The organism is Ruegeria sp. CDSC051, assembly GCF_059610665.1.
In genome coordinates, this window is the sequence record NZ_JBXWOC010000008.1 from 54,516 (window position 1) to 73,768 (window position 19,253).

Annotated in this window: 17 protein-coding genes; 11 read left to right on the plus strand and 6 right to left on the minus strand. The window is 57.4% G+C overall.

Annotated features, from left to right (window positions below; translation table 11 throughout):
• Positions 1 to 41 precede the first annotated feature (41 nt).
• Positions 42 to 1,268 (minus strand): argininosuccinate synthase, encoded by a 1,227-nt coding sequence (locus tag AC2FH0_RS16905; RefSeq protein ID WP_142637390.1) that lies wholly within the window; start codon positions 1,266 to 1,268, stop codon positions 42 to 44.
• A gap of 177 nt (positions 1,269 to 1,445) precedes the next feature.
• Here AC2FH0_RS16905 and AC2FH0_RS16910 point away from each other — a divergent pair, with 177 nt between their 5' ends.
• Positions 1,446 to 2,171: a hypothetical protein gene (locus tag AC2FH0_RS16910; RefSeq protein WP_281973390.1), complete on the plus strand. Its 726-nt coding sequence runs from the start codon at positions 1,446 to 1,448 to the stop codon at positions 2,169 to 2,171.
• A gap of 57 nt (positions 2,172 to 2,228) precedes the next feature.
• The gene (gene ilvA / locus AC2FH0_RS16915; RefSeq protein ID WP_142637386.1) at positions 2,229 to 3,455 is read left to right on the plus strand and encodes a threonine ammonia-lyase IlvA; all 1,227 of its coding nucleotides are present in this window, start codon (positions 2,229 to 2,231) and stop codon (positions 3,453 to 3,455) included.
• 125 nt (positions 3,456 to 3,580) lie between these two features.
• Here the strand turns inward: ilvA and AC2FH0_RS16920 are convergent, their stop codons facing one another.
• Positions 3,581 to 3,904 carry an Hpt domain-containing protein gene (locus tag AC2FH0_RS16920; RefSeq protein WP_496702884.1) on the minus strand — a complete coding sequence of 108 codons (324 nt, stop codon included), beginning with the start codon at positions 3,902 to 3,904 and terminating at the stop codon, positions 3,581 to 3,583.
• Between the two features lie 156 nt (positions 3,905 to 4,060).
• Between AC2FH0_RS16920 and AC2FH0_RS16925 the strand changes: the two genes are divergently transcribed.
• Positions 4,061 to 5,332: a PP2C family protein-serine/threonine phosphatase gene (locus AC2FH0_RS16925; protein WP_496789897.1), complete on the plus strand. Its 1,272-nt coding sequence runs from the start codon at positions 4,061 to 4,063 to the stop codon at positions 5,330 to 5,332.
• Here AC2FH0_RS16925 and AC2FH0_RS16930 read toward each other — a convergent pair.
• The gene (locus tag AC2FH0_RS16930; protein ID WP_496787231.1) at positions 5,329 to 5,772 is read right to left on the minus strand and encodes an NUDIX domain-containing protein; all 444 of its coding nucleotides are present in this window, start codon (positions 5,770 to 5,772) and stop codon (positions 5,329 to 5,331) included. The genes AC2FH0_RS16925 and AC2FH0_RS16930 overlap by 4 nt on opposite strands.
• A gap of 76 nt (positions 5,773 to 5,848) precedes the next feature.
• On the opposite strand from AC2FH0_RS16930, the gene hslO reads away from it, so the two are divergent.
• The 8 genes from hslO to AC2FH0_RS16970 all read left to right on the plus strand — a co-directional run bounded on the left by hslO (position 5,849) and on the right by AC2FH0_RS16970 (position 15,075).
• Entirely contained in the window at positions 5,849 to 6,826 is a 978-nt protein-coding gene (hslO, locus tag AC2FH0_RS16935) for an Hsp33 family molecular chaperone HslO (RefSeq protein WP_496692610.1), read from the plus strand.
• Positions 6,810 to 7,415 carry a CoA pyrophosphatase gene (locus AC2FH0_RS16940; protein ID WP_496692611.1) on the plus strand — a complete coding sequence of 202 codons (606 nt, stop codon included), beginning with the start codon at positions 6,810 to 6,812 and terminating at the stop codon, positions 7,413 to 7,415. Before hslO ends, AC2FH0_RS16940 begins: the two co-directional genes overlap by 17 nt.
• Complete coding sequence (locus AC2FH0_RS16945; protein WP_496789966.1) at positions 7,415 to 8,566, plus strand: CCA tRNA nucleotidyltransferase; 1,152 nt, start codon at positions 7,415 to 7,417, stop codon at positions 8,564 to 8,566. Before AC2FH0_RS16940 ends, AC2FH0_RS16945 begins: the two co-directional genes overlap by 1 nt.
• Positions 8,567 to 8,756: 190 nt before the next feature.
• A complete protein-coding gene (locus AC2FH0_RS16950) occupies positions 8,757 to 10,595 on the plus strand; it encodes an ABC transporter ATP-binding protein (protein ID WP_496789898.1) in 1,839 nt (612 codons plus the stop codon).
• Positions 10,592 to 12,424 (plus strand): ABC transporter ATP-binding protein, encoded by a 1,833-nt coding sequence (locus tag AC2FH0_RS16955; protein ID WP_496789899.1) that lies wholly within the window; start codon positions 10,592 to 10,594, stop codon positions 12,422 to 12,424. The genes AC2FH0_RS16950 and AC2FH0_RS16955 overlap by 4 nt, the downstream gene beginning before the upstream one ends.
• Before the next feature lie 38 nt (positions 12,425 to 12,462).
• On the plus strand, positions 12,463 to 13,692 hold the full coding sequence (locus AC2FH0_RS16960) for a class I SAM-dependent RNA methyltransferase (RefSeq protein WP_496789902.1): 1,230 nt from the start codon (positions 12,463 to 12,465) through the stop codon (positions 13,690 to 13,692).
• Positions 13,693 to 13,712: 20 nt separating this feature from the next.
• Positions 13,713 to 14,498: an ion transporter gene (locus AC2FH0_RS16965; protein WP_271950705.1), complete on the plus strand. Its 786-nt coding sequence runs from the start codon at positions 13,713 to 13,715 to the stop codon at positions 14,496 to 14,498.
• A 58-nt stretch (positions 14,499 to 14,556) separates the two neighbouring features.
• A complete protein-coding gene (locus tag AC2FH0_RS16970; protein ID WP_142637369.1) occupies positions 14,557 to 15,075 on the plus strand; it encodes a L,D-transpeptidase family protein in 519 nt (172 codons plus the stop codon).
• Here the strand turns inward: AC2FH0_RS16970 and AC2FH0_RS16975 are convergent.
• From AC2FH0_RS16975 to AC2FH0_RS16985, 3 genes are read right to left on the minus strand one after another with little or no spacing between them, the layout of a single operon-like run.
• On the minus strand, positions 15,059 to 16,504 hold the full coding sequence (locus tag AC2FH0_RS16975; protein WP_496789904.1) for a nodulation protein NodH: 1,446 nt from the start codon (positions 16,502 to 16,504) through the stop codon (positions 15,059 to 15,061). The two genes, AC2FH0_RS16970 and AC2FH0_RS16975, sit on opposite strands and share 17 nt — an antisense overlap.
• Positions 16,505 to 16,510: 6 nt before the next feature.
• A complete protein-coding gene (locus AC2FH0_RS16980) occupies positions 16,511 to 18,211 on the minus strand; it encodes a DUF5927 domain-containing protein (RefSeq protein ID WP_496789905.1) in 1,701 nt (566 codons plus the stop codon).
• Positions 18,208 to 19,194 carry a glycosyltransferase family 2 protein gene (locus AC2FH0_RS16985; protein ID WP_496690221.1) on the minus strand — a complete coding sequence of 329 codons (987 nt, stop codon included), beginning with the start codon at positions 19,192 to 19,194 and terminating at the stop codon, positions 18,208 to 18,210. The genes AC2FH0_RS16980 and AC2FH0_RS16985 overlap by 4 nt, the downstream gene beginning before the upstream one ends.
• Positions 19,195 to 19,253: the final 59 nt, after the last annotated feature.

The following is a 19,253-nucleotide window of genomic DNA, read 5'->3' on the forward strand; positions in this document are numbered from 1 at the left end:
CTGAGGGGCTGCCGGGTCTTCAGTTCAATATCTCAGCTGTCTTACTTCGACAGGCGCTTGTCGCGTGCTGCCAGAAGTTTCAAGCGCAGGGCGTTCAGTTGGATGAATCCCGCAGCGTCTTTCTGATCGTAGGCACCAGCATCCTCTTCGAAGGTCACGTGCGCCTCGGAATACAGCGAGTGTTCCGACCAGCGGCCCACGGTCGATGCCAGACCTTTGTACAGCTTCACGCGCACGGTGCCGGTGACATGATCCTGAGATTTGTCGATCGCGGCCTGCAGCATCTCGCGCTCGGGCGAGTACCAGAAGCCGTTATAGATCAGCTCTGCATATTGAGGCATCAGCTGGTCCTTCAGATGCATCGCGCCCCGATCCATGGTGATGGATTCGATGCCACGGTGCGCTTCCAACAGGATTGTGCCGCCCGGTGTTTCATAGATACCGCGCGATTTCATGCCAACAAAGCGACCTTCGACCAGATCGAGACGCCCAATGCCGTGCTTGCCGCCATATTCGTTCAGCTTGGTCAGGATGGTGGCCGGGCTCATCGCCTCGCCATTGATGCTGACCGCGTCACCTTTTTCGAACCCGATCTCGATGAATTCTGGTTTATTCGGCGCGTCCTCGGGGTGGACCGTGCGCTGATAGACGTAATCGGGCGCCATATCGGCGGGGTCTTCCAGAACCTTGCCCTCGGATGAGGTGTGCAGCAGGTTGGCATCAACCGAGAACGGTGCCTCACCCCGCTTGTCCTTGGCGATCGGAATCTGGTTGGCCTCGGCAAATTCCAGCAGCTTGGTGCGGCTGGACAAGTCCCACTCGCGCCACGGGGCAATCACCTTGATGTCAGGGTTCAGCGCGTAAGCGGCCAGTTCGAACCGCACCTGATCGTTGCCCTTACCGGTCGCGCCATGAGATACGGCATCCGCTCCGGTCGCCTCGGCAATCTCGACCAGACGTTTCGAGATCAACGGTCGCGCAATCGAGGTGCCCAGCAGGTACAGGCCCTCATACTGCGCATTCGCGCGGAACATCGGAAAGACGAAATCGCGGACGAATTCCTCGCGGATGTCCTCAATATAGATGTTTTCGGGCTTGATCCCCAGCAGCTCGGCCTTCTTGCGGGCGGGCTCCAACTCCTCGCCCTGACCCAGATCGGCGGTGAAGGTTACGACCTCACAACCATACTCGGTCTGCAGCCATTTCAGGATGATCGAGGTATCAAGGCCACCGGAATAGGCCAGAACAACTTTCTTGGGCGCGGACATCTGACTTCCCTTTATGCGTAGAACGACTGGCCCCTAGCGGGTTTTGAACGCGGGGGCAAGTTATCTGCGTTGACGCAGGTCGGGATTTGGGGTGAAACAGAAGGAAAGAAAACAAGAATTGGTTGAAGGGATAGATTTCAGATGTTGGGTTGGCAGATTTTTGCACATTCGGTGCGGATGGTTATTGGGAATCTCAAACAGGTTTTGCAGATTACGTTCGGGCCATCTTTGGTTGCGACAGCGGTGATTGTCGCCCTGTTTTTTGTATTGGACGTTCCGCTGGATCAACTCAATACAACCACCGGAGAGTTGCCTGCAGGCGTTTCGAGCGGATCGGCGATTGGCTTCCTGGTGGGCTTTATGGTCGTGATATTTGTGACGATGTTCTGGATTGTGGTGTCGTGGCACCGCTTTGTCCTGCTTGAGGAATATCCAAGAGGTATCTTCCCAACCTTCCGGTTCGATAGAATTCTGGCCTATTTCGGGCGGGTTCTTCTGTTGGGTATCCTGATGGCCATCGCGTTCCTGCCGGCGGGCGCGGTACTTTCCGCGCTGGGCGGTGGAGCATTGTCAGTTGTGTTTGTCATTGTCCTTGTCGTCTTCCTCATCATCGGCTTCTACCGTTTGTCCATAATCCTGCCTGCAGCAGCGATTGGGCAACCGTTGACACTTGGGCAAGCTTGGAACAACACCGCCGGTGCGGGTGGTGCGATCATCGTTCTTTTGCTTGTAAGCTTTGTGTTCCAGGTCGTGGTCCAGTTGGTCTTTACAGCGCTCGCTTTCATCCCGGTTCTGGGTGTTTTGCTCTCACTGTTCTTTGGGGTTCTGGTTTTGCCGCTGATCAATGTCAGTATCTTGACCACCATGTACGGCGTGTTCGTTGAAAAGCGCCAGCTGACCTGAACTCGTACACATATGTATTCCTTGCTCTTTCAGCGATGATGGGGCAGGGAAAGCGGCATGAGTGATTTCATGACCCGCGCCCGCGCTGCCGAACAGGCGATGCGCTCTGTGTTTCCGGTGACGCCTCTGCAGCGCAATGCCCATCTGTCTGATCGTTTCGGGGCCGATATCTGGCTGAAACGTGAGGACCTCAGCCCGGTGCGGTCCTACAAGATCCGCGGTGCGTTCAACGCCATGCGCAAACAGCAGGGGCAGAACCTGTTTGTCTGCGCCAGCGCGGGAAATCATGCGCAGGGCGTGGCCTTTATGTGCAAGCACATGGATGTGAAGGGTGTGATCTTCATGCCCGTGACGACGCCGCAGCAGAAAATCCAGAAAACTCGTATCTTCGGCGGCGACAATATCGAGATTCATCTGACCGGCGACTATTTCGATGACACGTTGGCCGCCGCGCAGGCGTGGTGCACCGAACAGGGCGGCCATTTTCTGTCGCCCTTTGACGATGTTGATGTGATCGAGGGGCAAGCCTCGCTTGCGGTTGAGATCGAAGCGCAGTTGGGTGGGTTGCCGGACCACATCCTTTTGCCAGTAGGCGGTGGCGGCATGTCTGCGGGCGTGGCTACGTGGTTTGGCGATCGGACCCATTGCCTGTTTGTGGAACCCAAAGGCGGTGCCTGTCTGCACGCGGCAATGGCAGCAGGACATCCGGTGGCATTGGATCAGGTGGACAATTTCGTTGACGGTGCTGCGGTTGGTCGGATCGGTGAAAAACCGTTCGAATTGCTGAAATCCCGTCATCTGTCGGATGCTCTGGTCCTGTCCGAAGACCGCATCTGCACAACCATGATCGAGATGCTGAATGTCGAAGGCATCGTTCTGGAACCCGCCGGGGCCCTCGCGATTGAGGCGCTGAGCGATATTCAGAGTTTTATCCGAGGGAAAACCGTTGTCTGCGTAACCTCTGGTGGCAACTTCGATTTCGAACGTCTGCCCGAGGTCAAGGAACGCGCGCAGCGCTATCTGGGGGTGAAGAAATACTTCATCCTGCGCTTGCCACAGCGCCCTGGCGCATTGAAAGAGTTCCTGAACATCCTTGGCCCCGAGGATGACATTGCGCGGTTTGAATACATGAAGAAATCGGCACGTAACTTCGGCTCGGTTCTGATTGGTATCGAAACCCGCAAGCCCGAAAACTTTGCCCGTCTGTTCGCGCATCTGGATGAAGCCGGGTTCACTTTTACGGATATCACCGAGGACGAGACCCTCGCCCAGTTTGTGATCTGAGCAAATGACCAGACTGCAATGTTGTCTGTCGCGGCGATGGATCAGCTGCGTTTGAAACAGACAATATACAGGGCCGGGTTGTCACCCATCGCTAGTGTACCTGTTTGCTGCCTGTACGGCGCCGCTCAGAGCTCGTTCAATCCTGCCTGAAACTCCGTTGCTGAGGTCCGAAATGTGCCGACTATTTCGGCGATATCGACGGTTGCGGCCTGACCCTGTGCCGAATGGCGCTCACCATCCTGGCAGAGCCTGGCCAATGTCCTGAATCCCAGACTAAGCGCGCTGCCCTTCAAGGAGTGTAGATGCTGTTCGAAGTCAGACCGATCATCATCGACCTGCAAATGCTCCAGGCCTTGTTGCACCTCATCGAGAAAGATTTCCACTACCTCGTCAAACTCGTCGGCGCCGACCTCGTCCCGCAGCTGTCTGACCCTGGACCAGTCGATCATGGCCATCCTTTCCCTAAAGATAACGACCCGATTATCACTACAGGCCGTTGGTAAATCCGTGGTTAAGATGGATGCATTTACGACCTTCACAGGATGTTAAACAGCCGTGCGCTAGGGTCGTCCCGTTCCGCATTATGTGGCAGAGCTGAGGGTCAGGTGGCAGAGGTCAGTCAGGCAGAAACAAAGGCAGAGCTGGATTTTGGTGCGATTCGCAAGGTGCTGGTCGTTGATGACAGTCGTCTGCAACGTCGCATCCTTGTGGCCTCGCTGAAGAAATGGGGCTTTGAGGTGCTCGAGGCCGATAGCGGAGAGGCCGCCATCGAAATCTGTGCTGCCATGTCCCCCGATCTGGTCCTGAGCGACTGGGTCATGCCGGGGATGAGCGGGCTGGAATTCTGTCAAGCATTTCGGGCGCTGGAGAATGACGAATACAGCTATTTCATCCTTCTGACTTCAAAAAGCGAAAAGCAGGAGGTTGCGCGCGGACTGGATGCCGGGGCGGATGATTTTCTGATCAAACCTCTTGAGGCCGATGAATTGCGGGCGCGCATATCTGCGGGCGCACGGATATTGGTTATGCAGCGTGAGCTGTCTGATAAGAACCGTATGATCGAGACCGCGCTCGAAGAACTGAAAGTGGTCCATGATGCGATCGACAAGGACCTGATTCAGGCGCGTAAGATACAGGAATCTCTGGTCCCCGAACTCACGCGTGATTTCGGTAGGTCGCGTATCAGCATGTTGCTGAAACCTTGTGGGCATATCGGTGGCGATCTGGTGGGAATGTTTTCACCGGGGGTCAACCGTGTGGGGTTTTACAGCATCGATGTGTCCGGCCACGGCATCACCTCGGCGATGATGACAGCACGGCTGGGCGGGTATCTGTCCAGCAAACATTTCGATCAGAACGTGGCGATGGAAAAGCGGTTCGATAAATTTTACGCATTGCTACCACCTGATCAGGTGGCAGAGATGCTCAATTCCCGCCTTATGGCCGATGCTGGCGTCGAAGAGTATTTTACCATGGTCTATGCCATTATCGACCTGCGAAACGGACATCTCAAGATGGTGCAAGCAGGGCATCCGCATCCGCTGTTGTTGCGACAGGATGGTGGGACCGAGTATCTGGGGCAAGGTGGTTTGCCCATCGGACTGTTGCCGGATGTCACATTTCAGCGAACCGATACCTACATGAAGCCCGGTGACAAGCTGTTGCTATATTCAGACGGGTTCACGGAATGCCGGATGGCGGATGGATCCCTGCTGGAAGAAGAGGGGCTGTGCAGAATGGTGACGGATTGTGCCACCGATCTCAGCGGGCCCGAATTTCTGGACGATATGTTCTGGCGGCTGACACAGGCCATGGATCCGGACCAGGGTATGGATGATGACGTATCTGCGGTTTTCTTTGAATACAGCGGGCCTTAAAGCCCCATCAGGTGTCCCGAAGCGAAATGTCGGTCGCCGCTGTTGCCCAGCATCTGCGCGGCATCCGCACTGTCCAGCCAAAGGGCTTCGTGGAATGGTTCTGAAGGTGGACCTATGCGGCGCACAGGGCGGGCTCGATATATCAAACAGACCTTTTCGGCCCACAGGTCATATTCGGGCATGTATGTGAAACGGCGAAAGGCGCCGACCCGCCGCGGGCTGGCAATCAACCAGCCGGTTTCTTCAAAGACTTCGCGATGCAGGGCGGTGATGGGCGATTCGCCCGGGTCAATACCGCCACCCGGCAACTGTAGATCAGGGCCGGGCTCTGTCTGGCAGGTCAGCAACAGATGTCGTCTTCGAGGCAACAATGCGTATACACCTACACGTCGTGTGTATTTGCGCCCCGCTTGTGGGGTTTCACCGAACCGTCTGATCATGTATGGCCCCTTACAACCCGAAATCTTCGACCTATATGCTGGCGGTATGCCAATCTGTGGCGTTTAAGGAAACCCCATGTCTCTTGGAACAAAAATCGCGTGGGACGACACCGTCCTGCCCTTTCAACTTGATATACCGGATATGCGCGGACGTGTGGCGCGGCTGGACGGAGTGTTGGACGGCATTCTGAAACAGCACGACTATCCCGAAAAGGTCGAGGCTTTGGTGGCCGAGATGGCCTTGCTGACTGCTCTGATCGGTCAGACCGTCGCGTTGCGCTGGAAGCTGTCGCTTCAGGTTCAGTCCAAAGGCGCCGTTCGGATGATCGCAACCGATTACTACGCTCCGCAGGCCGAGGGCGAACCGGCTCGCATCCGCGCCTATGCCAGTTTTGACCCGGACCGCCTGACCGATTCCACACCGTTTGATCAGGTGGGTGAAGGCTATTTCGCCATCATGATTGATCAGGGCGAGGGCACGCAGCCTTACCAGGGGATCACACCGCTGGCTGGCGGCTCTCTCAGCGCATGCGCAGAGGCGTATTTCGCACAGTCCGAACAGTTGCCGACGCGGTTTTCACTGAGTTTCGGCAAATCAACTGAACCTGGCGTCGGTGAGCACTGGCGCGCAGGCGGCATCATGCTGCAGCACATGCCCAAAGCGTCACCATTTGTAGCCAACGCAGAGGGTGACGGTCAGATTCTGTCGGCGGATGATCTGGTTGACGGTGAGGAAGGTGAAAATTGGGGGCGCGTCAACATCCTTCTGGATACTGTTGATGACCTTGAACTGATCGGCCCTTCGATTGCGCCAACCGACCTGTTGATCCGGCTGTTTCATGAGGAACAGCCACGGGTTTATGATGCGCAATCGGTTCAGTTCGGCTGCACCTGCTCGGAAGAGCGCGTGCGCCAAAGCCTGTCGATCTATTCGGCGCGCGACATCGAAAAGATGACAACCCCCGAGGGCCAGGTCACCGCCGATTGTCAGTTCTGTGGTGCCCATTACGTATTGGACCCCGTCACCGTTGGCTTCGATGCCGGTGAGGCCTGATCCAACAGAACAGCTGCGGGCGGCCCTGAGCCGCCCCGGCAACGGGTCCAGCGATTTCGATTTGAACCCTGATGCGGTTTTGCCAGCGGGGCGCAAGCTACGTCCAGCCGGGGTTCTGGTTCCGATTCTTGTAACGGATGAGGCCCCGCGCCTGCTTTTGACCAAGCGCTCATCGGCGCTGAAACACCATCCCGGCCAGATCGCCTTTCCTGGCGGAAAACAGGATGAGACCGATCCGGATGTAACCGCAACCGCCCTGCGGGAAGCACAGGAAGAGATTGGCCTTTCCTCGGATTTGCCTGAAATTCTCGGGCATTTGCCTACCCATGAAACCGTGACGTCTTTTGTCGTAACCCCGGTTGTCGCGATCCTACGAGACGGGTTCGACCCAATTCCTGAGCCGGGTGAAGTTGACGAAGTTTTTTCAGTCCCACTTGCGCATGTTCTAAACCCTGCGAATTATATCGTTGAGTCGCGTCGCTGGCGGGGCCAGCGGCGGTATTATTTCACCGTGCCCTATGGCCCTTATTACATCTGGGGGGCTACGGCCCGGATGTTGCGGGGCTTGGCTGCGCGGGTGAGTGAATGATGAAGCTATCAGAAAGCTGGGTTACAAATCCGGCAACCCAGACAGTCTGCGCCGTTTTGATCGATGCCGGTTTTCAGGCGCTTTTCGTCGGCGGTTGCGTCCGCAACGCGCTTTTGGGGGCGCCAGTCTCGGATCTGGATATTGCCACGGACGCTCCGCCCCAGCAGGTGCTGGATTTGACGCGGGCGGCGGGGTTGAAGGCCATCCCAACTGGGATCGAGCATGGCACGATAACCGTTGTCAGCCAAAGCATCCCGCATGAGATCACGACCTTCCGGCGAGATGTCGAAACCGATGGCCGCCGAGCTGTTGTGGCGTTCTCGGACAATGTTGATGAAGATGCCAGGCGGCGCGATTTCACCATGAACGCGCTGTATGCCGGCCCGGATGGGACGCTTTTGGACCCGCTGAATGGATTGTCCGATCTAAAGGCCCGAAAGGTTCGGTTCATAGGCAACGCCCAGCATCGCATCCGCGAAGACTATCTGCGGTCTCTGCGCTATTTTCGGTTCCACGCCTGGTATGGGGATGCCGAAGCCGGGTTTGATCCCGAAGCCCTGTCGGCCATCGCAACCAATCTGGACGGATTGGCAGGCCTGTCGCGCGAACGGGTTGGGGCCGAGTTTATGAAATTGCTGACCGCGCCTGACCCTGCGCCTTCGGTCGCTGCCATGCGCAGCACGGGCGTTCTGGCACAGATATTGCCGGGGGTTGAGGATCGATCACTTGCCCCGCTGGTCGCCTTGGAACAGCAGGCTGGGGCAAAGCCCGAGCCGGTCCGGCGGCTTTCCTCCATCGCCACGCCTGAGATTGCCCAGACCCTGCGTCTGAGCAAGGCCCAGATGCAACGCCTGACACGGATGCGGGATGAGGCCGCGGGAACCGCGGGCACTGCCGAGCTTGGGTTCCGTTATGGCGAAGAGGACGGCCTGCACGAAGTTCTGCTGCGTTGTGCTTTGTTGGAACAGCCCTGGTCCGAGGATAAGCGGCAAGCGCTCCGGGACGGGGCGGCAGCGGATTTTCCCGTGCGGGCCGCTGACTTGATCCCTGACTTTACCGGCCCGGCGCTGGGCAAGAAACTGGCCGAGCTGGAGGCGCGCTGGATCGCCTCGGGTTTCACCCTGACGCGCTCCGAGTTGCTGGTCGAGTAAATTGAAGTCTCAAAAGGGGATGACAAGCCGGATCGTTTGTGTTTTCTTGCGCCTGTAACATGAATGGAGGGATGCGAATGTATTACGGGATCTGGTTCGGCTAAAGCCATAACACTTGACCCGTAGGGGTGGTGTTCTGGCGCCATCTTTTTTCGCATGACTTGTTATCTGCTCAATCGGAGCACTCTCTATGTTTCGCTATTTCGAAAATCTCGTCGACCCTTTTGTCGACTACGAAGAAACCGACACGCCGCCGAAACGGCTGTGGCCCTTTATGTTGAACTATTCCCGCCCTTTTATGCGGGTGTTCTTATGGGCCGGATTGATTTCGGTCGTGGTGGCCGCGGTTGAGGTCGGTCTGATCTATTATATGGGTCGCGTTGTTGACTTGCTGTCCGCCCCGCCGGACGAAGTTTGGCAGACCCATAGTACGGAACTGATCCTGGTGGCGCTTTTTGTGCTGCTGCTGCGACCCATGCTGCATGTCGTTGACGTGCTGTTGCTGAACAACACGATCCTGCCGAATTTTGGCACTTTGATCCGTTGGCGCGCGCATAAGCACGTGTTGCGGCAATCGGTGGGCTGGTTCGAGAATGATTTTGCAGGCCGCATTGCCAACCGGATCATGCAGACGCCGCCCGCTGCGGGTGAGGCCGTGTTTCAGGTGTTTGATGCGATTTCCTTCTCGCTGGCATACCTGATCGGCGCAGCCATTTTGTTGATGACGGCTGATGCCCGGCTGCTGTTGCCGTTGTTGATCTGGCTCGTGCTGTATGGGTTTCTGGTGCATTGGACGGTGCAGCGGGTGGGACCGGCTTCGAAGGCGGCCTCAGACGCGCGCTCGGCCGTAACGGGCCGGGTTGTGGACAGCTATACCAATATCCATTCCGTAAAGATGTTTGCCCATGGGGCACAGGAACTGGATTATGCGCGCGAAGCGATCGAGGAAACCCGCCGTACCTTTCAGGCTGAGATGCGGATTTTCACCATCATGGATGCGGTTCTGGTTGCATTGAACGGGCTGCTGATCGTTGGTGTGGTTGGCTGGGCGATTGCTCTGTGGATGCAGGGCAGTGCTACGGTCGGTGTGGTCGCGGCGGCCACAGCCCTGACCCTGCGCCTGAACGCGATGACCGGATGGATCATGTGGGCGCTCACCAGTTTTTTCCGCCAGCTTGGTGTCGTTGCCGAAGGCATGGAGACGATCGCTCAACCGATCGACCTGTTGGATGCGCCGCAGGCCAAGCCCCTGCATCTGTCCAACGGCAAGATCGAGGTTCGTGATCTGTCGCATCATTACGGTCGCAAGACCGGCGGGCTGGACCATATCAACCTGACCATCGAGCCGGGCGAAAAGATCGGTCTGATCGGACGGTCGGGAGCTGGTAAGTCGACCCTAGTTAAGCTCCTACTTCGGTTCTACGATGTGGAGCAGGGGGCCATTTTGATCGACGATCAGGACATTGCCCGGGTCACTCAGGACAGCTTGCGCATCCATATCGGTATGGTGCAACAGGACAGCGCGTTGCTGCACCGCTCGGTGCGCGACAATATCCTCTATGGCCGCCCCGAGGCTTCCGAAGAGCAGATGATTGCCGCGGCCAAACAGGCCGAGGCGCATGAGTTCATCCTTGACCTGCAGGACCCGAAGGGGCGTACCGGCTATGATGCGCATGTGGGCGAGCGGGGCGTGAAGTTGTCAGGTGGTCAGCGGCAGCGGGTGACGCTGGCGCGGGTGATCCTGAAGGACGCGCCGATCCTGTTGCTGGATGAGGCGACCTCGGCGCTGGATTCCGAGGTCGAAGCATCGATTCAGGAAACGCTCTATGGCATGATGCAGGGCAAATCCGTGATCGCGATTGCCCACCGCCTCAGCACCATTGCCCAAATGGATCGCATCCTGGTGATGGATGGCGGCCGGATCGTCGAGCAGGGCACCCATTCCGAATTGCTGTCACAGGGCGGGCTTTACGCCCAGTTCTGGGCACGGCAATCTGGGGGCTTCCTGAACACGGAGGCAGCTGAGTGAAACTTGCCGATCTCATAGATCCGTTCAAACCCACCGAAACGCCCCCGCCGCAAAGGCTGGGGGCGTTCATTCGCTGGTGCCTGTCCGGAGCTTGGCCGATGATCCTTGTCGCCTCCGTGTTTTCGGCCTCTGCCGGGGCGATGGAGGCCGGAACCGCCTGGATGCTGGGTCTGGTGATCGACATGGCAAACGAAAGCGGGCCGGATGGGGTTTTGACGGCGGGCAATCTTTGGATAATTGGAGGGGTCGCCGCATTTTTCATGCTGCTGCGACCGGCGCTGTTTGGTCTTTCGGCCTTTTCCAACAACTATATTGTCATGCCCAATATCCCGCCCCTGGTTCTGGCCAAGCTGAACCGGTGGACTTTGGGTCAGTCTGTGACCTATTTCGACGACGATTTTGCCGGGCGGATCGCTCAGAAACAGATGCAAACTTCGAACGCGATGGCCTCGGTCGTGTCCGAGACGATAAGCGCAATGGTTTTTGCGCTGGCGTCTCTGGCAGGGACTTTGCTTTTGTTAGGGTCTATTCATCTGCTGGTCATGCTGCCCTTCGCCGCCTGGTTGGCGGTGTATTTCCTGCTGATCCGCTGGTATTTGCCACGCATCCGGGCACGCTCAGCGGCGCGGGCCGGGGCGCGGGCGATGGTGTCGGGGCAGGTGGTCGACACGATCACCAATATCAAAACCGTCAAGCTGTTCGCCCATTCCGAGTTCGAGGATCAGGCAGCCCGAAACTCGATGGTCGATCTGCGCCACAAGATGCTGGCCTTTGGCAAGCTCTCCGCCAGTTTTAGGTTCATACTGATGGTTCTGGCCGGGGTGTTGCCCGTGCTGCTGCTGGGGGTGACCTTGCTGCTGTGGCGGTCCGGGATGGCCAGCGCTGGTGATATCGTTGCGGCGGGCGCGATGTCCGTGCGAATTTCGCAGATGACAGGCTGGGTCAGTTTCACGCTGATGGGGCTTTATGCCAATGTCGGCGAGATCGAGAATGGCATGAAGACGCTGGCCAAGCGTGACCGGGTCGAGGATGCGGCAGGGGCAGCTAGGCTGAGCGTGCCAGAAGGTCAGATCGAGTTTGACCATGTCAGCTTTGCCTATGGCGGTGACATCGGCGGCGTGACCGATGTGCACATGACCGTACATCCTGGCGAAAAGCTGGGTATCGTGGGTGCGTCCGGTGCGGGGAAATCTACGCTCGTTTCGCTTCTACTCAGGCTCTATGAAGGGGAAAACGGCGCAATTCGGATTGACGGACAGGACGTCAATCAGGTGACGCAGGACAGTTTGCGCAGTCAGATCGGGATGGTCACGCAGGAAACGGCGATGTTCAACCGCTCGGCGCGCGAGAATATCTTGTATGGTCGCCCCGACGCCTCAGAAGACGATATGATCGCGGCTGCGCAAAAGGCCGAGGCGCATGAGTTTATCCTTGGCCTGCGGGATGCCCATGGCCGCAAGGGCTATGATGCTCATCTGGGCGAGCGCGGCGTCAAACTGAGCGGCGGTCAGCGGCAGCGGATTGCGCTTGCACGCGCCATCCTGAAAAACGCGCCGATTCTGGTGCTGGATGAGGCAACCTCGGCCTTGGATTCCGAGGTTGAAGCCTCAATCCAGACCGCGCTGCATCGGGTGATGCAAGGCAAGACGGTGCTGGCGATTGCACATCGGCTGTCGACGCTAAGCGAGATGGACCGGATCGTCGTTCTGGATCAAGGGCAGATCGTTGAAATGGGAAGCCATGACGACTTGTTGGAACAGGGCGGGCTTTATGCCCGGTTCTGGGATCGCCAATCGGGCGGGTTTATTCAGGCCGCCGCCGCCGAATAAGGGTTTTGTTGTGGGTAAAGCCCAGCTATCAGGCCCTCATGACGCAGCATTACAGCATTTTACGCCTTGGTCATCAGGGCGACGGCATCGCCGATGGACCGATCTACGCCCCCCGCACCTTGCCAGGGGAGGTGGTCAGCGGGACATTGGTTGGTCAAGTGCTGAGCGACATTCGGGTCGAGACCCCCTCTGACCAGCGGGTCAAAGCACCGTGCCGTCACTACAAAGCCTGCGGCGGATGTCAGCTACAGCATGCCGCGGATGATTTCGTCGCTGATTGGAAGGTTGAGGTCGTGCGCAACGCGCTGGCCGCACAGGGGCTCGATGCCCCGATGCGGCCGATCCACACCTCGCCGGAACGCTCACGGCGACGGGCTACGATTGCGGTTCGGCGGACCAAAAAAGGCACCATGGCCGGGTTCCATGGCCGCGCCTCGGACACGATTACCGAGATTTCCGATTGTCATCTGCTTGATCCGGCCCTGATTTCAGCCGTCCCCGTGGCCGAGGCGTTTGCCCTTTTGGGCGGTAGCCGAAAGGGGGCGTTGGCCGTTACGTTGACCCTGTCCGAGGGCGGTTTGGATGTCGCCGTCAAAGGCGGTAAATCGCTGGACGGTCCGTTGGAACTGGCCCTGGCACAGGCGACCGAGGCACATGGGCTTGCGCGGCTCAGCTGGGATGGCGAGGTGATCGCCTCGCGTCACGCCCCGATTCAGCGATTTGGCGTGGCGGCTGTCGTGCCGCCTCCAGGGGCATTTCTGCAGGCCACGAAGGACGGAGAACAGGCTCTATTAAAGGCAGTTTTGCAGGCAACCAAGGGCGCCAAGCGGGTTGTGGACCTGTTTGCGGGTTGCGGGACATTCTCATTGCCACTGGCCGAGGACGCCGAAGTACACGCGGTTGAGGGTGAGGCCCTGATGACCGCCGCTCTGGATCAAGGCTGGCGTCGCGCGCAAGGTCTGAAACGGGTCACGACCGAGGCGCGCGACCTGTACCGCCGCCCATTGATGCCTGATGAGCTGAAGAACTTTGACGCGGTTGTCCTGGACCCGCCCCGCGCCGGGGCTGAGGCGCAGGTGGCCGAGCTGGCGCAAGCGCTGCCCCCGGTCATCGCCTATGTCTCATGCAACCCCGTGACCTTTGCGCGGGATGCAAAAAACCTGATTAACGCAGGCTATACCCTTGAATGGGTACAGGTGGTGGACCAATTTCGATGGTCGTCACACACGGAACTTGCCGCGCGGTTTGCACTAAACCCCGCATCATGACCAAACAGGAGAGTTTCAGAATGGGGCTTGCCCAGCGCCTGCATGATATCACTGAAAACCCGACCTTCGGTCGGTTCATCACAGGTGTCATCATCTTCAACGCCATCCTGCTCGGCATGGAAACCTCACCGACGCTGATGGAGGCCGCGGGTCCCTTGATCGTGGTGTTGGACAGCCTCTGCCTGACCATCTTCGTTGCCGAGATCGCGATGAAGCTGGTCGCCACGGGGCGGCGGTTCTTTACCAATGGCTGGAACCTGTTTGACTTCATCGTTGTTGGCATTGCCCTGATCCCAAGCGCCGGTGGCCTGTCAGTTCTGCGGGCGCTGCGGATCCTGCGGGTCTTGCGGGTGATCTCGGTCGCGCCACGGCTGCGCCGGGTGGTTGAGGGTTTCATCTCGGCCTTGCCGGGTATGGCCAGCGTTTTCCTGCTGATGGCGATCCTGTTTTACATCGGCGCGGTAATTTCAACCAAGCTGTTCTCGGGCACATTCCCGGACTGGTTCGGCGATTTGGGCCTGTCGGCCTATACGTTGTTCCAGATCATGACGCTGGAAAGCTGGTCCATGGGCATCGTGCGCCCGGTGATGGAGGTTTATCCCTATGCGTGGATATTCTTTGTGCCTTTCATCATGGTTACGACATTTGCAGTGGTGAACCTGTTGGTTGGTCTGATCGTGAATTCAATGCAGGATGCCCATCACGCCGAGGATGAGGTGAAAACCGATGCCTATCGTGATGAGGTGCTGGAAAGGCTGGAATCCATCGAACGCCGCTTGCTTGAGCAGTCGAACAGCAAAAAGTGATTTCAGTTTTCTGGATTTCTGGCATAATCACAAAAAAAAGCAGAAGCAGGCATTAAACATGGATCGTCGAGCATTTGGAATGGGTGCTGTGGCTACGCTGGGTCTTTCGGCCTGCGCCTCGGCCAACCCCAGATTTCTGGCCTATGATGGCCCCGAGGTGACCTCTATGGTCATCAACAAAAGCGCGCGGAAGCTTTATCTTCTGCACAATGAACATGTCCTCAAGGAATATAAGGTCGATCTTGGCTTTGCCCCCAATGGCACCAAAACAAAACGCGGCGACGGCCGCACGCCAGAGGGCACCTATTTGATCGACCGGCGCAATCCCAAAAGCCGCTATCACCTGTCGCTGGGGATTTCCTATCCGGATTCGAAGGATATCGCAGAGGCCAAGGCTGCGGGCGTTGATCCGGGCGGTGACATTTTCATCCACGGCGAGCCGAAAACCCGGTCCGAGAAAAAGCGTGCCAAGAAGCAATCGGATTGGACGGCAGGGTGCATCGCTGTCAAGAATGAAGAGATCGAAGAGATCTATGCGATGGTGAATCGCGGCACAGTGATTACGCTGCGCCCGTAACCGGCTTCCAGACGTCAAACCCGAATTGCATATAGTCGCGCTGGTAGGTTTCGGCCGCCAGCGCCTCAAGTTTGGTGTCATAGATATCGCTCAGTGAAAACGGGATATCTGGTCTGGTATTGCCGGGCGCGGGCGGGCTGTCATGACCCAGCCGCCGCGCCAGATCAGGCAGGGCAGTTGCAATTTCTTCCTCGCGCAGGATCAGATCCGGCAGGGCAAAACTGACTACGCCCTCCAACACCTGCGCCTGACTGCACCAAACGCCGTCAACGCGCACAGGGGTTTGTCCCGCCAGGTTTTGCCGCAGGAAGGTCAGAAAAGCCGAGAATGCCTCATAATGCTGTTCGATGGGGTAGTTTTCAGCGCGTAACTGTCCGGGGATCGGAAGCTTGAACCGGTTGCGCAGCATATTGCGGATTTTCAGATAGGCGCCGGGCTCGGTGCTGAGGATATAGGAACAAAAGGCCGAATGTGCGCGTACCAGCGGGTGCCGCACCACGGTGAATTTGCGATGCCCCGGATGATCCTGTAACCACTGGCGGGTCTTTTTGCGGTTTTGATCAGTGATCAGGTCATCCGCACTGATTGAATCAAGCGCTGCCATCCATTGCTTCACAACCCCTTCAATGCCGCTCCGCACGGGCAGATACATTAACGGGGTTTTCGGCGTGGCGACATAGGTCGCAACGGCCGCGCCACGCCGGGGTTCAAAATTCGGAGTTCTGTGCAGGCTGAAACTGTCGATGCGCGACAAGGCCTGTTCGGTCTCATCAGGGTTTGTCACCTTGGACAAGGCCGGCTCAGGGTTTTGGGGTTTGAGCGTGTCGTCGATCGTGGTCAACCGACCCGATACCCCAAGCCAGGCCGCCAGGCCGTTCAGGCTGTCGAGCCGGTTCAGATCGTCGTAAGCGATGAAAAAGGCGGTTTGCCCGCTGGCCTGAAGATGATGCAGCAAAGTCAGTTGAAAGGCCTGTTGCTGGTCCAGATAGTTTTCGAACTCACGAAGGTTGAAGGCGATCTGCTCGGTGCGCCGCCGCTTGACGTTTTTCAGCTGCCATTGCTTGGTCTCGCGCGCAATCTTCAACGAGATATAGCTGTCCAGAGGGTTGCGCGTTAGAATGATCTTGGCGCAACTCGGATCATCTAAAACAGGCTCTAACACACGTGGATCATGGCCTTGGAAAAAGCGAAACCCGTTCATTTCACCCTCAGCTGATCGGATGGCGTTCAGCAGGGTTTTAGGGTCATTGTCGCGTTCTTCGAGAGTGACGCCCAACAGGCTGTCCCCCTTTAGCCTGCCAATGAAATGAGGATTGAAGGCCTCACCATGGCTGGAGACACCTTCCAATGCGTTCAGATTTGCCTCAAGCAGGTTCGATCCGGTCCGCATGGCGGCAAGTATTACGAAATAGTCGAATTTGGATGACATGAAACGCTATTGCACCAGATATGGTTTTCGATAAGGCCTGAGTTGCCGGCCAAAAATGTCATCGGCTGGAAAATCTCCCATAAGATAAGGGTGCATACCCTGGTTCTTTAGGTTTTGTAGGAACTTCCCGAACCCGGACAGGTCGACCATCGTAGGGGCTTGGGTCAGGTGGCTGGGGTTCTGGCATCCGGTTTCTTCCAGAATGGATTGCAGAGGCTCCATCGGAGATTCCACAAACTCGGCCAGCGACCAGGTGCACACTTTGGCCTTGGTCCAGACCGAAGTTAAAACCTCAAGCTGTTTGGTCTCGATTTGTTGCAGGCGGGCGGCTTCGTTACGGATATCCGCGAAATTTCCATTCGAACGGAACAGGGGAATGGCCCAGGCGCCTGTGACAACTGAAATCTGCGCATTTCTGTCGCGCGCCAGAAACCAGTTGATGTCCTGCGTATCCGTGGGGCCAAATTGAAAGCACTGCTTCTCGCCCCGAGTATTCCAGATCAGGTTCGACAAAAACGCCGTAGGATTATAGTCCCGCAGGCTGGCACAATCGCTTAGTGCGCCGTTGACCAAAGGCGCTCCGCCGGCGAATTCCGCACGTTCGGGACCGAAGAGGTGACCGTGGACCTTTGTTCCGGTGGCTTCCGATAGCCAGGGCTCGAAATCTGCGAACAGTTCGGTAAACCCCTGGAATACCGAATAGGGGAACGACGTCAGTCCGTTCTCGCTGCCGTGGCGGGGAAAGCGGCTTTGCATATACAGGCCATCCCGGCCTCGGGTCCTGCGCTCGACCGCTTTCGAGAACAACCGGTCGATCTTGCCCGGGTTGGGTTCTGTAGGCTTCATCGCCTGTGCCTGGTTGGTCAGAAACGCCTGATAAAGCCGATTGGCCTGGGGCCAGATCTTGCGTGCTACAAAACAGTCCGACCGTCGCAATAGCTGTAGATGATCGTCATAAAAGATATGCGGGCGACCTTGATAATCAAATTTGGACAGCGTCAGGGAGCGACTTTCGATATGTGTTGAATAAAGCCGGGTTAGGGTCTGAAAATAGCTTTCGTCGGGAATCCAGACGCGCCGGAAATAGCGGTCATATGTTTTGCGTTTGGGATCTTGCAGAATGGCCGACAGCGTTTGACGGGTCAGGCACCACCATTGACTGCCCATATGCGGCACCAGACCTTCGGGTATCGACCGTCGGATCCCGATGGTCCGCTGTAGCTTTACGTAAGCGTCGAACAATTTGCGCTGTTTACGCCACGAGAACGGAAATCTCAGCGTAAATCGTTCCTGATCCAGTCCGCCGATCGTCCAGCTTACATCAGCTGTTGTCGCGCTTTCGATAAAGTCGACACGGGGCCGTTCCGCTAGATATGTGACCAGCTCATCGACGGGCCGTAGCGGCAGGCAGGCGCCCGAGGCCAGAAAGATATGGTGTACATCGGGAAAGGCCTCCAGCATCAGTTCAGCCGCTGATTGCGAGGCTGCAACAATGCCCCAACCGCCCCAGTTGCAGGTGTGGCGCTCCGAGAACCGGATCAGAGGTTCGTCCGCACAGGAGGCTACAAAGTCATCAAAAACAGTGTCCGCAACCTTGCGGTCGACATGGATCACCACCGGGCAGCCGGATGCCGCCCAATGGCGCGCGACCTGTTGCGCCCTTGGAAGCGCGGCATGCACCAGCATGATGACGCCAAGGCTGCTCATGCCCAGTTCCCTTTCGACATGAGGCCAAGAATCTCAAGCTGTCGCCAGTTTATATAAGCCTCGGACCAGTCGCACCAAAACACCGGACGGTCGTTCAGCCCTTCGGCATAGGCGCGATATTCGCCGGACCCGCGATAGTGCTGACGCCGCTCCATCTCTTCATGTGCCTTGTCGCCCAAGGTGTTGATCAGCTTGGCATGCAGCAACGCCCCGCTGGTTTTTTCGCCACCCCAATCGTCATAGACTTGGTTCAGCCCGCGTGGCAGCAGCGAATGGGTCGAACTGACATAGACATACCGACGGTCCCACTTGACCAGCGGTATCTTGTTCAACGCAGGCGCCTTTTCCGGAGCCTGGCGGAAAAAGACACGGGCGCGCGGCCCACCCTGTATCCAGAGATTCCCGTATTCAGGGTTTTTGCTGATCACATAATTCCCGGCATCGAACCAACGGGCAATTTCGAAGGGGTCTTGCCCTTCACGATAGGGTTCGGCATCTACCGGGCCCTGCGGGTACATGTCGATCAGCATGGTGCCGAAACTGCGGACGGCACAGCCATCAAGCCAGTCGGTCAGGGCACGAATGGGCCGCGTGTCGCAGAACGGATAGATGAAGAACTCATCCGGATCGACCGTCAGAACCCAGTGCCCATCGGCGTATTTGCGCAGCAGATAGTTCGACCAATCAGTGCCATATGTGGCCCGCTTATAGCTGCCGTTGGACTGCCAGACCGATACGTCCGGCTGACTACTCAGAAACTCGCGGGTGCCGTCGTCGCTGTTGTTGTCCACAAACAAAAAGCGATCAACGCCAAGTTTTCGGTAATATTCCAGAAAATAGGGCAGGCGGATTTTTTCGTTTCGCACCACGCTCATCAACAGGATGTCACCGGGTTGAATGGCGTTGGTTTTGTCGGAAACCGCTTCTAATTCGCGCCGTTTGCGAACGCAACGCAACAGGCGGCGCTTGCGCCGCAATCTCATTCGGTATGAATCCAACAGGCTCACGCGACTGCCCAACCTTTGTTTATACGCGAGCATAC

Excerpts from the sequence above, each read along its gene's own strand:
- AC2FH0_RS16905 (WP_142637390.1), bottom strand. The coding sequence starts at position 1,268 with ATGTCCGCGCCCAAGAAAGTTGTTCTGGCCTATTCCGGTGGCCTTGAT.
- AC2FH0_RS16910 (WP_281973390.1), top strand. The coding sequence starts at position 1,446 with ATGGTTATTGGGAATCTCAAACAGGTTTTGCAGATTACGTTCGGGCCA.
- ilvA (WP_142637386.1), top strand. The coding sequence starts at position 2,229 with ATGAGTGATTTCATGACCCGCGCCCGCGCTGCCGAACAGGCGATGCGC.
- AC2FH0_RS16920 (WP_496702884.1), bottom strand. The coding sequence starts at position 3,904 with ATGATCGACTGGTCCAGGGTCAGACAGCTGCGGGACGAGGTCGGCGCC.
- AC2FH0_RS16930 (WP_496787231.1), bottom strand. The coding sequence starts at position 5,772 with ATGATCAGACGGTTCGGTGAAACCCCACAAGCGGGGCGCAAATACACA.
- hslO (WP_496692610.1), top strand. The coding sequence starts at position 5,849 with ATGTCTCTTGGAACAAAAATCGCGTGGGACGACACCGTCCTGCCCTTT.
- AC2FH0_RS16940 (WP_496692611.1), top strand. The coding sequence starts at position 6,810 with ATGCCGGTGAGGCCTGATCCAACAGAACAGCTGCGGGCGGCCCTGAGC.
- AC2FH0_RS16945 (WP_496789966.1), top strand. The coding sequence starts at position 7,415 with ATGAAGCTATCAGAAAGCTGGGTTACAAATCCGGCAACCCAGACAGTC.
- AC2FH0_RS16950 (WP_496789898.1), top strand. The coding sequence starts at position 8,757 with ATGTTTCGCTATTTCGAAAATCTCGTCGACCCTTTTGTCGACTACGAA.
- AC2FH0_RS16960 (WP_496789902.1), top strand. The coding sequence starts at position 12,463 with ATGACGCAGCATTACAGCATTTTACGCCTTGGTCATCAGGGCGACGGC.
- AC2FH0_RS16965 (WP_271950705.1), top strand. The coding sequence starts at position 13,713 with ATGGGGCTTGCCCAGCGCCTGCATGATATCACTGAAAACCCGACCTTC.
- AC2FH0_RS16970 (WP_142637369.1), top strand. The coding sequence starts at position 14,557 with ATGGATCGTCGAGCATTTGGAATGGGTGCTGTGGCTACGCTGGGTCTT.
- AC2FH0_RS16975 (WP_496789904.1), bottom strand. The coding sequence starts at position 16,504 with ATGTCATCCAAATTCGACTATTTCGTAATACTTGCCGCCATGCGGACC.
- AC2FH0_RS16980 (WP_496789905.1), bottom strand. The coding sequence starts at position 18,211 with ATGAGCAGCCTTGGCGTCATCATGCTGGTGCATGCCGCGCTTCCAAGG.
- AC2FH0_RS16985 (WP_496690221.1), bottom strand. The coding sequence starts at position 19,194 with ATGAGATTGCGGCGCAAGCGCCGCCTGTTGCGTTGCGTTCGCAAACGG.